This is a genomic window from Halomonas salinarum (assembly GCF_012062845.1).
GTDB classification, from domain to species: domain Bacteria; phylum Pseudomonadota; class Gammaproteobacteria; order Pseudomonadales; family Halomonadaceae; genus Onishia; species Onishia salinarum.
The window spans coordinates 23175-37910 of the sequence record NZ_WWNB01000006.1; the positions used below are offsets into that span (position 1 = coordinate 23175).

A 14736-nucleotide genomic window follows, 5' to 3' on the forward strand; every position below is an offset into this window, starting at 1 on the left:
TGGGCCATGTCTGAAACGCCGAGCACAAAAAAGCGCCCGTGAAAACGGACGCTTGATCATCAAGATGGCCATCGACAGCGGCTTGCCTCAGCGGCGGGGAAAGTCCGCCAGCAGGGCGGCGAGCGTATCGGTCGGCGTCGTATCATGCAGACAGGCACCGCCCAGACTTCTCAACAACACCAGGCGTAGCCGAGCATCGATATTTTTCTTGTCCAGGCGCATCACGGCCAGAAAGTCATCCACCTCCATGTCCGCCGGCGCCGCCAGCGGCAGGCCAGCGGCAGCGATCACCGACTCCACGCGGGCCACCTCGGCCTCGCTCAGCCAACCCAGGCGCTTTGACAGCTCGGCTGCCATCAGCATGCCAGTCCCCACCGCTTCGCCATGAAGCCAGCTGCCATAGCCCTGGTGCGCTTCGATGGCATGCCCGAAGGTATGCCCCAGGTTCAGTAACGCCCGAGCGCCCTGCTCGGTCTCGTCAGCGGCGACCACCTCTGCCTTGATGGCGCAGCTTCGGTAGATCGCCTCGCGCAGCGTTTCTCCATCCACTCCGCGTAGCGCTCCCATCTGCGCTTCAAGCCAGACAAGAAAATCGAGATCGCGTATCAGACCATACTTGATGACCTCGGCGAGCCCCGCCGAAAGCTCCCGGGATGGCAGAGTGGCAAGGGTATCGGTATCAATGAGCACGGCCTTTGGCTGCCAGAAGGCGCCGATCATGTTCTTGCCGCGAGGATGGTTCACTCCCGTCTTGCCACCCACCGAGGAATCAACCTGAGACAGCAGGGTTGTCGGCACCTGAATGAAGGCGACACCACGCTGATAGCAGGCCGCCGCATACCCGGTCATGTCGCCTACCACCCCGCCGCCCAGGGCGATAAGGGTGCAGCGACGATTGAAACCAGCGGCCAGCAGGGCATCCCAGATAACAGACACCGACTCCAGCGTCTTGGTATGTTCACCGTCCGGCAGTATCACCTCGCCGACCTCGAGACCGTCAGGAAGCCCCCGCTTGAAGGCCTCGAGATAGAGCGGCGCGATCGTCTCATTGGTAACGATCATGACCTGACGTCCGGCCAGGTAGGGTGTAACGGCATCGGGACGGCCGAGCAGGCCGGGGCCAATATGAATCGGATAACTGCGCTCATCGAGCGCTACGCTCAGGGTGCGGATAGCAGCAGACTGGGGCATGAAGAAGACTCGTTGGGAAAACGTGGCAGTTCGCGATCAGGCCTTGCAGGACATCAGCGGATCAAGCTGGCGTGCCACCCGACGCACGATCTCTCCCACCACCGCTTTCGGGCCACGACGGTCGGTGCGCACCACCAGGTCCGCCGTCGCCCGATACAAAGGATCGCGACGGGTAAACAGTGTGCGCAATACCTCCTCACGATCGTCTCGCTGCAACAACGGCCGATTGCGGTCGCGAGCGGTGCGCTTCAACTGCTGCTCGACGGTGGTGTAGAGATAGATCACGGTGCCGCGCTCACGAAGCGCACGACGATTGGCTTCGCGCATCACAGCGCCACCGCCGGTGGCCATGACCACATTGGGGCACCGCGTCAGTTCACCGATCACCTGTTGTTCACGCTCGCGAAACCCGGCTTCGCCCTCGACATCGAAGATCCAGGGGATGTCGGCGCCGCATCGCGCCTGTATCTCATGGTCGCTGTCGAAGAACTCACGGCCTAGTTCGGCCGCCAACAAGCGACCGATCGTGCTTTTACCAGCCCCCATGGGACCGATAAGAAAGAGATTGGGAAGATCGTCCTGCATCAGCGAAGGGCCAGCCTGTCTTCGAGAATCCTGGGGGTAATGAATACCAGCAACTCTACCTTCTCATTCTCCTCTTGGGTATAGCGGAAGAGGTGGCCAAGTACTGGAAGGTCGCCGAAAAACGGCGTTTTCGAGAGACTGCGCAGCTCTTCGGTGGTAAGGATCCCGCCCAACACCACCGTCTCGCCGTTGTCGACCAGCACCTGCGTCTCGATCTGATTGGTATCGATGGCCGGCGCGCCGCCAAAGCTCTGGTCGGAAACGGTATCGTTGTTGATGGCAAGATCCATGATCACCCGGTTATCCGGGGTAATCTGCGGGGTAACCTCAAGCGACAGCACCGCTTCCTTGAACTCGATGTTGGTGGCGCCGCTGGAGGTCGCCTCCTGATAGGGAATCTCCTGGCCCTGCTTGATGATGGCGGTCCGCTGGTTGGCGGTGATCACTCGCGGCTGGGAGATGGTCTGGCTCTTGTTCTCGGTCTCCAGGGCATTTAGCTCGAGATCGAGCAGCACGTCGCCGGACAGGTAACCGAAGGAGAAACTGGTCGCGGCGGTATTGGCACTGCCCATATCGACAGCCAGGCCACCGTTGCTTGCGATACCACTGGAGGCACCGCTCAGGTTGGCGCTGCTGCCATTGCCCAGCACACCATTGATGTTATCAGCCGACGACGCCCCCCAATTAACACCCAGTTCCTGGGTCACGCCATCCCGGGCGATAACGATGCGCGCCTCGATCTGCACCTGGCGCACGGCCACGTCCAGCTTCTCGACGGTGCGCAGGATCTCGCGTATCTGGGCGGCGGTATCCTGAATCAACAGAGTGTTGGTACGCGCATCAACGCTGACGCGCCCTCGTTCGGTCAGAAGCCCGAAGCCCTCGGCGCCGCGCAACAATTGCGCCAGGTCCGAGGCCTTGGCGTACTTGACCTGTACATACTCGGTAGTGAGAGGCGCCAGCGTCTGCATTTGCTCGCGAGCCTCGATCTCCTGGCGCTCGATATTGGCAAGCTCGCTGGCCGGTGCCACCACGATGACATTTCCCTCACGACGGCTGGCGAGCCCATGACTCTGCAGCACCAGATCCAGGGCCTGGTCCCAGGGCACATTATCGAGATTCAGTGTCACTCGGCCGCTGACGCTATCACTTGCCACCAGGTTGAGGCCGCTGACATCGGAGATGATGGACAGTACGGCTCGCACCTCGATGTCCTGAAAGTTCAGGCTGATGCGCTCTCCATCAAAGCTTTCACGAGCCGCCTCGCGATCTTCCTGCTGGTCTGGCGTGACAGGGCGCGTCTCGACAATCAATTGACGCCCCTGCAGGGTCGAGAACATCGAATAGTTGCCCTGCGTCTCGATGTTCAAGCGTACACCGTTGGCCACGCGACTCGGCACGATACGCGTGATCGGGGTGCCAAAGTCGGTGACGTCGAGCACCTGGTCCTGATCCTGAGGCAGACGCACATCGGGAAGCTCGGCGATGATGCTGTTACCGGATTCGCGCACTTGAGAAGCGACGCCGGCGCGATTGAAGTTGACCACCAGACGACCGCCACCGTCACCGCTGCGCTGGAAATCGAAACCGGCGATCCGTGGCTCGGGGCTTGCGCCTGTCGACACGGAAGACGATGACGACGTTTCGCGGGTCGTGGTTGACGCCTGTGACTGAGGGGCATCACCACCGATCACCAACTTGAGACTACCCCCCTCCTGACGGGTGCGATAAGCCATCGGTGACGCGAGATCAAACACCAGGCGCGTACGCGAGCCCGCCTCAAGCGTGATCAGGCGCTCGACGCCTGCCAGACTGATGTCACGACGGCGCTCAGCCAGGGCATTGGACGTATCGACCAGGTCGATGCTGAGCCTGGGAGGCGAGTCGAGCCGATAGCCACGCACCTCGGGCACTTCGCCATCGAAGCGCATTTCTACCTCAAGCTCGCCGGCACTGCTCTGTCGAACCTCAAGCCCTGTCAGTGCCGAGGCGCCCAACGCCGTTGCCGGCAGTCCAACAACCAATCCCAGCGCCAGCAGTACGCGCATCATGATTTGCATCGTCGCTTCCCTTGTTACCTGCGTGGCACAGTCTTTCTTCAGCTGGCCTGTTTCGTTATAGCGTCATCCAGCGTCAACTGGCGCGTCCGTTCGGTCCATCCACCGCGCCCATTATTCACTACCTCGACGAGTTGCACAGAGCGCTCGGTGATACTGACGATGCGGCCATAATCCGTGCCCAGATAATCACCACTGGTCAGCCGGTGAACCTCGCCATCAGGGTCACGCACCAAGGCCGAAGGCCGGTTACTGACACGCAATGTCCCCACCAGGGTGAGTTGCTCCAGCGGATAGGCCTCTAGCGGCCCGCGAGGCCGATCCCTATCCGGGGCCAGATCGGCGGTGCCTTCCGGCATTGTTTCCGGCGCCGACACGCGCGCCCGGAACGGGCTGCGCTGATCCGCCTGATCGTATGACACGGCCGCATATTGAGGCAGCTCCGGTACCGGCGCCAGCTCGACGCCGCTGGGATCAACCCGAAATGCCTCAAGCTTACGATCAAGCTCAGCAAGGTCAGGCTCACTGCAGCCTACCAGCAGCAGCGATAGACCCAACAACGCCAGGCGCTTTCGTGACAGTGCAACTAACCGGCGACTCATGGCGTTGCCTCCTCGCCGTCGGCTCTTGCACTCGGTGAATAACTGTAAGTGCGAGCCAACAATGACAACTCCAACTGATCGCTCCCCTCAACTGGCACCAGACTGAAATCGTGTTGGGTCACGATACGCGGCAGCGCCGAGACGCCGGCAAGAAAAGCCGCGATACGGTGATAATCACCACGCACACGAATATCGAAAGGGCGCTCGATGTAATGCTCCTGCATCACCGGCGAACGCAGGCGAATGGTCTCGATGGAAAGCTGATGCTCTACCGCAGTCCTGCTGATATCGTCGATCAACGCGGGGATCTCGGCTCCGCTGGGCAGCATTTCCAGCAGACTATCGAGGCGCGCCTCGAGGTCGGCCACCTGTTCGCGAATACCCGGCAACCGGGCCGCTTGGGCGGCCTTGCGACGATAATCACTCAGCAGCTGCGACTCCTCGCTGCGAGCCTCTTCCAGGGCTTCGATCTTGGGTGTCGCCAGATACCAATCCATGGTGGCAAAGGTCACGCCCAGCACCAACAGACAGCAGGCGACCTGCAATGACCAGGGCCAGGTGCCTGCCTCTTTTATATCGAGTTCGCGCCAATCCAGTTCACGAAGGCGACGCCATTCGGCCGACAGGTTCATTGATTCTCCTCGAGGGCGGCGGGCAAGTGCTGGTCGACACTAAGGGAAAAACGCCGATCCCCCTGACCATCGCCCTCGACTTGCGACAACTCCGGCACGCCCAGCACCGGGGTAGCCTCCAGGGCTCGCAACTGATCAGAGACCTGATAGTTGTCATCGGCCACCCCATCCAGACTCAGCCTCTGACCTGCCCGCGAAAGGCGTGTGTAGTAAACCCCCTCCTGGAGGCTGGCACTGAGAGCATTGGCCACGCGTACCGTTTGCGCACGCCCCCGCTGAAGCCGGGCGAAGACATCAATCTTGGCCACGATGGTTTCCCGCGTGGTTTTGTAATCCTGAATCCCCTGAATATCACGTTCCAGTGCCTTGGACGCCGCTTCTATATGATTATTGCGCTGCTGCTGAACGGCGAGTTGATGATCGTAGTAGAACGTCATCGCGTACCCTCCCCCCAGACCCAGTACCGCCATCAGGCAAACCGCCAGCTTGAAGCGCTTGCTACGACGCTCGCGTTGCGCCTGCCGCCAAGGCAGCAGATTGATCTCGATCCCCATCAACGTGCCCTCATGGCAAGTCCACAGGCGGTCAGCATAGCCGGCGCATCATTGGCAAGTGTCTGGGCGTTGATACGCGGGTTGACCTGCATACGCCGGAACGGATTGGCGTTCAGCACCTCCATGCCGGTTTTCTCGGCAAGGCGCTCCTTGAGACCCGGAATGACACTGCACCCACCGGCAAGCATCAGGCGACGCACTTTATCCTTGCGCCCCGCGGTATAATAGAGCTGCAGGGAGCGTTCGACCTGCTGAACCAGGGTCTCGATAAAGGGCATCAGCACATTGCCCGCATAATCCTCAGGCAACCCGCCACGCTTCTTGGCAAGGCCTGCTTCATCCATTGTGAGTTCATAGCGGCTGGCAATTTCATCAGTCAGGTGCCGGCCGCCAAAAACGGTGTCGCGGCTATAGACGATGCGCCCGCCCTTGAGTACGTGGAACGCATTCATGTTGGCCCCGATATCGACCAGCGCCACGCATTCTTCATCGCCACCACCTCCCATCTGCTGAAGGAGCTCATCGAAGGCGCGTTCCATGGCGAAGGTTTCGACATCGACTGCAGCTGGCGTAAGGCCAGCCTGAATCAGCGCTTCGGTCAACTGACTGATGTCTCGGTTACGGCAGGCGACCAACAGCACGTCCTGCTGATCGCGGTAGCGCTCATTGACGCCCAGACGCTGGAAGTCGAAGGACACTTCGCTGAACGGAAAGGGAATATGCTTGTCTGATTCGAGTTCGATTCGCGCCTCGATCTCGTCATCATCGAGCGAGGCCGGCAGGATCAGGGTCTTGGTGATGGCCGCACTCGAAGGTACCGCAACGCAGGCTTCTCGCGTGTTAGGCTGCGCCTGAACAACGGCGCGCTGCAGTGCATCAGCGACGGCCCCCATGTCGCGAATGCGTCGCTCGACAACGGTGCCTTCGCGCAGCGGGCGCACGGCATAACTTTCCACCCGCTGCTGACCTCGAACGGGCTTGAGCTCGATCAGCTTGACGGTTGCGGAGGAAATATCGACTCCAATCAACCCTTTTCCGGACTTTATTAGCCTCTTCAAGGCCTCACCCCCAACTCAAGCCTAGGTTGTTGTCGCACTTAAACATTAGTTGACTACGCTGCATTCAGGTTAAAAGCTCATAACGCGCAGCCTACAGGATTTTGCGAATGCTCACACTTTGGCCACCGCATGCGCCCTTCAACGCTGGTGACCTGACGCTCGGGTTCCTATAATACAGCCCTCCACGGAGTGTCGCTCTCAGCACCATCGCCCAGCCACCGTTCATCATGAGTCCTACATTTTCATGAAGTTATTCAAAACGCTTGCCTCCTCGGCGATATGGATCACGCTATCCCTTGGCGTATCCGGGGCTCTGGCCCTGGTCGGCTCCGCCCTATATTTCGCCCCGGGCCTACCCGACGTGCGCCAATTGCAGGATTTCGAGCTGCAGACACCGCTGCGCATCTATACACGCGACGACAAACTGATCGGCGAGTTTGGCGAGGAACGACGCCAGCCGATCAGCTTCGATGAGATTCCCAAGGACATGATCGACGCCCTGTTGTCCGCCGAGGATGCCAGCTTCTTCGAGCACCCTGGCGTTGACCCCAAGGGCCTGCTGCGTGCCGCTACCGAGCTGGTAGCAAGCGGAGGGGACATTCAGTCCGGCGGCAGTACCATTACCATGCAGGTCGCCCGTAACTATCTGCTGACGCTTGACCGTACCTTTACGCGCAAGATCCGCGAGATATTGCTGGCCCTGCAGATGGAGCAGGTGCTGAGCAAGGAAGAAATCCTCACGCTTTACGTCAACAAGATCTTCCTGGGCCACCGCTCCTACGGCATCGGCGCCGCCGCCGAGACCTATTACGGCAAACCTCTTTCCGAGCTGAGCCTGGCGCAGACTGCAATGATCGCCGGACTGCCCAAGGCGCCCTCGAACTTCAATCCGCTGGCCAACCCGGAACGCTCGCTGATCCGCCGCAACTGGATCCTCTATCGCATGCGCGAGCTGGGGCACATTGATGCCGAACGCTATGAGACGGCGGTGCAGGCACCGATCACCGCACGCCGCTTCGCCACCAAGCTCGAGGTCGAGGCCGACTACGTGGCCGAGATGGCTCGTCAGTTCGTCGTTGACCGCTATGACGACGCCTACACCGGGGGATACAAGGTCACCACAACGCTCGACAGCCGGTTGCAGCCGATGGCCCGGCAGGCCCTGACCCAGGGCCTGATCGAATACGACACGCGCCACGGCTGGCGTGGCGCCGAAGAAACCGATATCCCGGCAAGCCTGGTCGAAGCCCAGGAGCGTACACAGCGTAGTGGCCTGGAAGAAGAACTGGCCGAGTCAGAGGTGCGCGAGACGGCTCGTCAGGCGGCCGAGCGCAGCCAGACCCAGGTCAGCGGTATCGACGGCGACGTCAGCAACTGGCTGCGAGTGCTCGAACGCACCCCAGCGTATGGCCCACTCGAGCCTGCCATTGTGGTGGAAAGTGAAGGGCGCGAGATGCGCGTCTTGAGCGAGGATGGCAAGGCTATCACCCTGCCCTGGAGCGGCCTCGAATGGGCTGACCCTTACCTGAGTCCCTACAGCCGTGGCCAGCCACCGAACTCGGCCGATGATATCGCCGAGCGGGGCTCACTGGTGCGCATCCTCGAGCAGGACGATGGCAGCTGGCGCCTTTCCCAGCGACCGGCCGCCGAGGGTTCGATCATCGTCCAAGATCCCGACAGCGGCGCGATACTGGCATTGCAGGGTGGCTTCAGCTTTGCCGCCAGCAAGTTCAACCGCGCCACTCAGGCCAAGCGCCAACCGGGCTCGACCTTCAAGCCATTCATCTACCTGGCCGCACTCCAGGAAGGTGGCATGACGCCAGCCACGGTGATCAATGACGCTCCCGTGGTTATGGAGTCCAACGAAGGCCTGTGGCGGCCGGCCAACTCCGGCGGTGAGTTCCGGGGCCCGACACGGCTACGCGAGGCATTGGCACAGTCTCGCAACCTGGTGACCATTCGCATCCTGCGCACCATGGGGCTCGAACGTACCATCGACTTCCTGACTGGCTTCGGTTTTGCCAAGGAGCAGCTGCCCAATGGCCTGTCGCTGGCACTGGGCAGCGCCAGCCTGACCCCGCTGAGCATGACCAACGCCTACTCGACACTGGCCAATGGCGGCTTCGAGGTTTCCCCCTGGTTCATCAAGACCCTCTCCCGGGATGGCGAGGTCATGGAGGAAGCCGAGCCCAGACTTGCCTGCCGCAACTGCGCACCGGATGCCCAACAGGTGGAGCGCGACGGCAAGCGTTATCCGCTTGCACAACGCGTTGCCGATGAAAGCGCCGTTTATCTGCTCCGCAGCATCATGCGTGACGTCATCGAACACGGCACCGGCCGGCGCGCCATGGCGCTCAATCGAGGCGACATCGTCGGCAAGACCGGCACCACCAATGATCGTCGCGATGCCTGGTTCGCCGGCTTCAATGACGAACTGGTGACCACCGTATGGATCGGCAAGGATGACTACGACACCGTCGCCGAGTATGGCGGTCAGGCTGCCCTACCCATCTGGATGGACTTCATGGGCAATGCGCTGGACGGCCATGCAGAGACGCAGCTTGAACGCCCGGATGACATCGTGACCGCGCGGATCGATCCAGAAACCGGACAGCGACTTCGAGACGACCAGCCTGGCGGTATTCAGGAAATGTTCGTGGCCGGCCAGCTGCCATCGTTTGCCCCGCGTAGCATTGACCAGGAGCTGGAATCCCAGAGCGGCTCTCAGGGCACAGGCTCTTTCGACGCCATTTTCTGATCTAACCCGACCCGGGGCTTAACGCCCCGGGCATCGAGCACCATGATACTGCACTCCCTTCTCCAAGACCGGCAGCGTCTCGCCGGTCTAGCCCGTTGCCGGCTCCGTCTGACGTCTAGCGCCACGACGCGAAAGCGCCTGACGCTGATGGCCGCCACAGTGGCATGCACGCTGGCAAGCCACTCGGCGCTGGCCTACCCCTTCTATGCACCACCGAAGGCCAAGCCGGATACGCCGACCTTCAGCGGCGACGCCGAACTGGGCTACACACGCCTGAGCGGCAACACCAACAGCCAGACATTGATCGCCAAGACGCGCCTGACCTGGTTGACCGGCGACTGGCTGCATACGCTGCGCCTGGAAGCTCGAACCGTCAGCGAAGACGAAGAAATCGAGGATGAGCATTACCTTGCTTCCTGGCGCGAGCGCAAGGACCTGAGCGGACCGCACTACCTGTTCGGCTTCACGCGCTGGGAACAGGAGCGCGATAGCGGCTACGACCGCCAGCTCACCGCCATCGGCGGCTATGGGCGCCAGCTGCTTGATGACACCATCCATCAGCTCTCCCTTGAAGCGGGCCCCGGCTACCGCAACGATCGCGTCCAGGATCAGACTAGCCAGCAGCTGGCCGTGGCCTACGCCGCCACTGACTACCGCTTCACGCTCTCCGATACCGGCTACTTTCAGCAACAGCTGTCGATGGAAGCTACCGGCGACAACACGACGGTTCGCTCACTGAGCGCGATCACCAGCAACCTCACCTCTCGTCTGGCGCTGCGCCTGTCTCACGAGATCAAGCACAACTCTCAGCCGCCCGACAGCGCCGCTGCGAGCACCGATACCACCACCACCGCTTCGCTGCAGCTAAGCTGGTAGCCACTCTTTTTTGCTACCTCATCCAAACGCAAAACGCCGGCCCAAGGGCCGGCGTTTTGCGAGCGGGAGGCATCCCTTGGGTATCAGTCGCCGTAGACACCTTCCACACTGGTCAGCGGGTAATGGGCCGGATAGGGCTTGCGCGCCACACCGGTGTCGACTGCTGCCTGGGCGACCGCTGAGGACACGCGATCCAGCAAGCGAGAATCCAGTGGCGTGGGGATGATGTAACCACGCCCGAATGCCAGATGCTCGATATCATAGGCCTTGAGTACCTCGTCGGTGACAGGCTCTCGGGCCAGATCCTTGAGGGCGTGGACCGCCGCCACCTTCATCTCCTCGTTGATACCGGTGGCACGCACATCAAGGGCACCGCGGAAGATGAACGGGAAACCGAGTACGTTATTGACCTGATTCGGGAAATCCGAACGCCCCGTAGCAATGATCACGTCCTCGCGGACCGCCTTGGCGTCGTCAGGATGAATTTCCGGATCCGGGTTGGAACAGGCGAAGACCACCGGATCGGGCGCCATGGTCTTGAGCTGCTCGGGCGTCAGCAGATTGGGGCCAGACAGCCCCACAAACACATCGGCGCCGTCGATGGCATCATCCAGCGTGCGCCGCTCGGTCTCGTTCGCGAACATCGCCTTGTACTGGTTGAGGTCTTCGCGACCACTGTGGATCACGCCCTTGCGATCGAGCATGAAAATATTCTCGACCCGCGCGCCGCAGGCCACCAGCAGCTTCATGCAGGCAATGGCCGCCGCACCGGCGCCCAGGCAAACGATACGTGCGTTGTCCAGCGTCTTGCCGGCGATATCAAGGGCATTGAGCATACCCGCGGCCGTCACGATGGCCGTACCGTGCTGATCATCATGAAAGACCGGGATGCTGCAGCGCTCGACCAGCACCCGCTCGATCTCGAAGCACTCGGGTGCCTTGATGTCCTCGAGGTTGATGCCACCCCAGGTATCGGCAATGCGCGCCACGGTGTCGATGAAGGCCTGCGGACTTTCAGCATCGACCTCGATGTCCACCGAATTGATACCGGCAAACTTCTTGAACAACACCCCCTTGCCTTCCATCACCGGCTTACTGGCCAGCGGCCCCAGGTTACCCAGACCCAGAACGGCCGAGCCATCCGATACCACCGCCACCAGATTACCCTTGCCGGTATACAGATAGGCATTTTCCGGCTCTTTGGCGATTTCACGACAGGGTTCCGCTACGCCCGGGCTATAGGCCAACGCCAGGTGTTTTGCCGTGGTGGTCGGCTTGGTCAGTTCGATGGACAACTTGCCGGGAGTCGGATGGGAGTGGTAATCCAGTGCCGCTTGCTTCGGGTCGGTCATGTCACGTCCATTGATGTCATATGAAGTGGCGCAAGAATATAGAAAAACACCCGACCCTACAACGCAGACCAAGTTAGCCAATTTTTCCACTTTTTATTGCGCGTTTGGCACCAAAGCCACCTATTTGCTGACCTTTATACCCAGCCGACTACCTATAACGCCTAGCTTATCCTCAAGCCCTGGTCGGCGATCGCCCACAAAAAAGTCCGCCGCGGATAACCCGCGACGGACTCTTGCCTGGCCAGCGACAAAAGATCGCCGGCTTGGCGACGTAAGCGCTTAGCCGCGCTTGACGGCAGCACCGAAACGCTTGTTGAAGCGCTCGACGCGGCCACCGGTGGTCGCCTGCTTCTGCTTGCCGGTGTAGAACGGGTGGCACTGCGAGCAGACGTCCAGGTAGAACTCCTGGTTCGCTGTGGTGCCTACGTCGAAGGTCGCGCCACAGCTGCAAGTAGCGGTGACCTTCTTGTAATTCGGGTGGATACCTTGTTTCATCTTGAAGCCTCATTAAGCGGTATGCCGCCACCTGATCGACTGCCAGGCACCGCATACGGGTTATGATCGCCCGCAGCCAACATGGCCACGCCAACGAACCGGAGTCCGACGACTCACTTGCTATGCGCGGGAGAACCCACAGAGGGTAGCCCGCCAACATGAGTGAGGCCGCGGAGGGCCGGCATTATAGCAGACCCGATCTTGGAGGCCAATTGTCCGACAGTGCTTCGCCGCTACCCTCGACGCCTCGCGTGCTGGGTATTGCCGTCCCCACGCCCATGCGCCGTCTGTTCGACTACCTGCCCGGCCAGGAGACACCGCCTGGTGGCTGGCGGCCTGGCCTGCGTGTTCAGGTCGCGCTGGGCCGGCGCTCGGTCGTGGGCATCATTATCGAATGCCGTGACAGCAGCGAGATGGCGCTCGAGCGCCTCAAGCCCATCGAATCCTGCCTGGATGCCAGTCCGCTTCCCGACGACTGGCTGTGGCTGACACGTTTCACGGCCCGCTACTACCAGCACCCCCTCGGCGACACCCTGCACCAGGCACTTCCCGTGCTGCTACGCCAGGGACGGCCGCTTGAAGCCCGCACGCTGGAGCGCTGGCGACTCAACGAACGAGGGCAGATGAGCCAAGCCGCCGACCTGGGTCGCGCACGCCGCCAGGCCGAGCTGCTGGAGCTTCTGCGCCAGCACCCCCGAGGCCTGCCCACCGCCGCCGTTACCGCCCAGCAGTTCAGTCGTGCCCAGCTCCAGGCCCTGCATGACAAGGGGCTTGTCGAATGCCTGGAGGAGCCACGCGTGGCAAGTGAGCCGCCGCGTCCGGCGACGCTGCTGGCCGAGCCGGCACTCACCCTCAACCGTGAGCAGGCCGCCGCCCTCTCGACACTGCACGAAGGCCTCGAGCGCTTTCACCCCTGCCTGCTGCATGGCGTCACTGGCAGCGGCAAGACCGAGGTTTATCTACAGCTCATCGAGGCGGTGATCCAGCGTGGCCGCCAGGCCCTGATACTCGTCCCCGAGATCGGCCTCACCCCCCAGACGCTCGAGCGCTTTCGTCGCCGCTTCCGGGTGCCGGTAGTCGCCCTGCACTCGGGCCTCACCGATCATGAGCGCCTGGATGCCTGGCTTGCCGCCATGAGCGGACGAGCCCCGATCGTGATCGGCACGCGCTCCGCCATTTTCACGCCCCTGGCGAGCGCCGGGGTGATCATCGTCGACGAGGAACACGACGGCTCGCTCAAGCAGCAGGAAGGACTTCGCTACCACGCCCGCGACCTGGCCGTGGCACGTGCTCACTACCACGGCATTCCGGTGGTGTTAGGCAGTGCCACCCCGGCGCTGGAGAGCCTGGCCCAGGCCAAAAGCGGTCGCTACGCCCACCTGCGCCTGACCCAGCGCGCCAGTCGCCACCCACCGGCCAGGCTCGAACTGATCGACCTGCGCGGCCGGCCTCGCCAAGGCGGACTGATACCCGCGGCGATCGACGCCATCCGCCAGACACTCAACGCCGGCCATCAGGTACTGGTGTTCATCAACCGCCGCGGTTTCGCCCCCACACTGGCTTGCCACAGCTGTGGCTGGCTCGCCGAATGCGATCACTGCGATGCCCGCATGACCCTGCACCGCCAGCCCTCGTTACTGGCTTGCCATCACTGCGAGCGACAGCAACCACTGCCCCACGCCTGCCCGGAGTGCGCAAGCGGTGACCTGCGCCCGTTGGGCGCGGGCACCGAACGGGCCGAAGAGAGCTTGGCGGCCCTCTTCCCGGATGTAGCGGTGCACCGCATCGACCGCGACAGCACCCGTCGCAAGGATGCCTTCGGCGAGGTGCTCGCCGAGATCAAGCGCGGCGAACCGAGCCTGCTGGTCGGCACCCAGATGCTCGCCAAGGGCCACCATCTGCCCCACGTCACCCTGGTGGTGGTCGTCAATGCCGATGCCGGCCTCTATGCAAGCGACTTTCGCGCCCTTGAACACTCGGCGCAGCTACTGACCCAGGTGGCGGGCCGCGCCGGTCGGGCCGCCCATCCGGGCCGCGTGCTGGTGCAAACCCTGCACAGCGATGACCCCCATCTACGCCTGCTCGCCGAGCGGGGCTACGAGGCCCTGGCCGAGGCCCTGCTCGAGGAGCGGCGCGGCGCGGCCCTGCCGCCTTTCCGTTTTCTGGCGCTGGCACGCTTCGAGGCGACGCGGGAGGCCGATGCCATGGGGCTCGCCAAGGAAGCCGGCACTGCGCTTCGCGAGTGGCTCGCGGCACAGGGCCACGCCGTCAGCTGTCTGGGACCGGTACCGGCCCCCATGGAGCGTCGCCAGAACCGTTATCATGTACAACTGCTGCTCTCCGCGGCTCAGCGCAGCCAGCTGCACGAGGCCAGCGCCTGGCTCGTGGCCTGGCTGGAAGCCTGCCGCGATGCGCGTCGGGTACGCTGGTCGCTCGACATCGACCCCCAGACCCTGGCCTGAGCCCTCTGTGCGATGCGCCATGCCTGCCTGCAGCCGGGGCGCATCGTCAGGGTTTAAAGCCGGGCCGCCATGGCCGATAATGCGCCATCACGTTAGGTAGAGCGACGCTTTCAC

At 62.2% G+C, this 14736-nt stretch carries 12 protein-coding genes; 3 read left to right on the forward strand and 9 right to left on the reverse strand.

What is annotated here, in order from left to right:
* Nucleotides 1-87 precede the first annotated feature (87 nt).
* The 7 genes from aroB to pilM are packed head-to-tail and all read right to left on the reverse strand — an operon-like array spanning nucleotide 88 to nucleotide 6649.
* Complete coding sequence (gene aroB, locus HF027_RS06105) at nucleotides 88-1191, reverse strand: 3-dehydroquinate synthase (RefSeq protein ID WP_168013887.1); 1104 nt, start codon at nucleotides 1189-1191, stop codon at nucleotides 88-90.
* Nucleotides 1192-1227: 36 nt separating this feature from the next.
* Nucleotides 1228-1776, reverse strand: coding sequence for a shikimate kinase AroK (gene aroK, locus HF027_RS06110; protein WP_168013889.1), 549 nt, complete (start codon nucleotides 1774-1776; stop codon nucleotides 1228-1230).
* Nucleotides 1776-3836, reverse strand: a complete 2061-nt coding sequence (locus HF027_RS06115; protein WP_168013891.1) for a type IV pilus secretin PilQ — start codon at nucleotides 3834-3836, stop codon at nucleotides 1776-1778. Before HF027_RS06115 ends, aroK begins: the two co-directional genes overlap by 1 nt.
* A 38-nt stretch (nucleotides 3837-3874) precedes the next feature.
* Nucleotides 3875-4435, reverse strand: a complete 561-nt coding sequence (locus tag HF027_RS06120) for a pilus assembly protein PilP (protein ID WP_168013893.1) — start codon at nucleotides 4433-4435, stop codon at nucleotides 3875-3877.
* Nucleotides 4432-5067, reverse strand: a complete 636-nt coding sequence (locus HF027_RS06125) for a type IV pilus inner membrane component PilO (RefSeq protein ID WP_168013895.1) — start codon at nucleotides 5065-5067, stop codon at nucleotides 4432-4434. Before HF027_RS06125 ends, HF027_RS06120 begins: the two co-directional genes overlap by 4 nt.
* Nucleotides 5064-5621: a PilN domain-containing protein gene (locus HF027_RS06130; protein WP_168013897.1), complete on the reverse strand. Its 558-nt coding sequence runs from the start codon at nucleotides 5619-5621 to the stop codon at nucleotides 5064-5066. Before HF027_RS06130 ends, HF027_RS06125 begins: the two co-directional genes overlap by 4 nt.
* A complete protein-coding gene (gene pilM / locus HF027_RS06135; protein WP_245184555.1) occupies nucleotides 5621-6649 on the reverse strand; it encodes a type IV pilus assembly protein PilM in 1029 nt (342 codons plus the stop codon). Before pilM ends, HF027_RS06130 begins: the two co-directional genes overlap by 1 nt.
* Nucleotides 6650-6923: 274 nt before the next feature.
* Here pilM and HF027_RS06140 point away from each other — a divergent pair, with 274 nt between their 5' ends.
* Both HF027_RS06140 and HF027_RS06145 read left to right on the forward strand, forming a co-directional pair.
* Nucleotides 6924-9437 (forward strand): penicillin-binding protein 1A, encoded by a 2514-nt coding sequence (locus HF027_RS06140; protein ID WP_168013901.1) that lies wholly within the window; start codon nucleotides 6924-6926, stop codon nucleotides 9435-9437.
* 147 nt (nucleotides 9438-9584) lie between these two features.
* Entirely contained in the window at nucleotides 9585-10313 is a 729-nt protein-coding gene (locus tag HF027_RS06145; RefSeq protein WP_168013903.1) for a DUF481 domain-containing protein, read from the forward strand.
* A gap of 83 nt (nucleotides 10314-10396) precedes the next feature.
* On the opposite strand, the gene HF027_RS06150 is transcribed toward HF027_RS06145, so the two are convergent.
* Complete coding sequence (locus HF027_RS06150) at nucleotides 10397-11665, reverse strand: malic enzyme-like NAD(P)-binding protein (RefSeq protein ID WP_168013905.1); 1269 nt, start codon at nucleotides 11663-11665, stop codon at nucleotides 10397-10399.
* A 279-nt stretch (nucleotides 11666-11944) separates the two neighbouring features.
* Nucleotides 11945-12160: a 50S ribosomal protein L31 gene (rpmE, locus tag HF027_RS06155; protein WP_168013907.1), complete on the reverse strand. Its 216-nt coding sequence runs from the start codon at nucleotides 12158-12160 to the stop codon at nucleotides 11945-11947.
* Nucleotides 12161-12372: 212 nt separating this feature from the next.
* On the opposite strand from rpmE, the gene HF027_RS06160 reads away from it, so the two are divergent.
* Entirely contained in the window at nucleotides 12373-14622 is a 2250-nt protein-coding gene (locus HF027_RS06160; RefSeq protein ID WP_425338669.1) for a primosomal protein N', read from the forward strand.
* Nucleotides 14623-14736: the final 114 nt, after the last annotated feature.

Excerpts from the sequence above, each read along its gene's own strand:
- aroB (WP_168013887.1), bottom strand. The coding sequence starts at position 1,191 with ATGCCCCAGTCTGCTGCTATCCGCACCCTGAGCGTAGCGCTCGATGAG.
- aroK (WP_168013889.1), bottom strand. The coding sequence starts at position 1,776 with ATGCAGGACGATCTTCCCAATCTCTTTCTTATCGGTCCCATGGGGGCT.
- HF027_RS06115 (WP_168013891.1), bottom strand. The coding sequence starts at position 3,836 with ATGCAAATCATGATGCGCGTACTGCTGGCGCTGGGATTGGTTGTTGGA.
- HF027_RS06120 (WP_168013893.1), bottom strand. The coding sequence starts at position 4,435 with ATGAGTCGCCGGTTAGTTGCACTGTCACGAAAGCGCCTGGCGTTGTTG.
- HF027_RS06125 (WP_168013895.1), bottom strand. The coding sequence starts at position 5,067 with ATGAACCTGTCGGCCGAATGGCGTCGCCTTCGTGAACTGGATTGGCGC.
- HF027_RS06130 (WP_168013897.1), bottom strand. The coding sequence starts at position 5,621 with ATGGGGATCGAGATCAATCTGCTGCCTTGGCGGCAGGCGCAACGCGAG.
- HF027_RS06140 (WP_168013901.1), top strand. The coding sequence starts at position 6,924 with ATGAAGTTATTCAAAACGCTTGCCTCCTCGGCGATATGGATCACGCTA.
- HF027_RS06145 (WP_168013903.1), top strand. The coding sequence starts at position 9,585 with ATGGCCGCCACAGTGGCATGCACGCTGGCAAGCCACTCGGCGCTGGCC.
- HF027_RS06150 (WP_168013905.1), bottom strand. The coding sequence starts at position 11,665 with ATGACCGACCCGAAGCAAGCGGCACTGGATTACCACTCCCATCCGACT.
- rpmE (WP_168013907.1), bottom strand. The coding sequence starts at position 12,160 with ATGAAACAAGGTATCCACCCGAATTACAAGAAGGTCACCGCTACTTGC.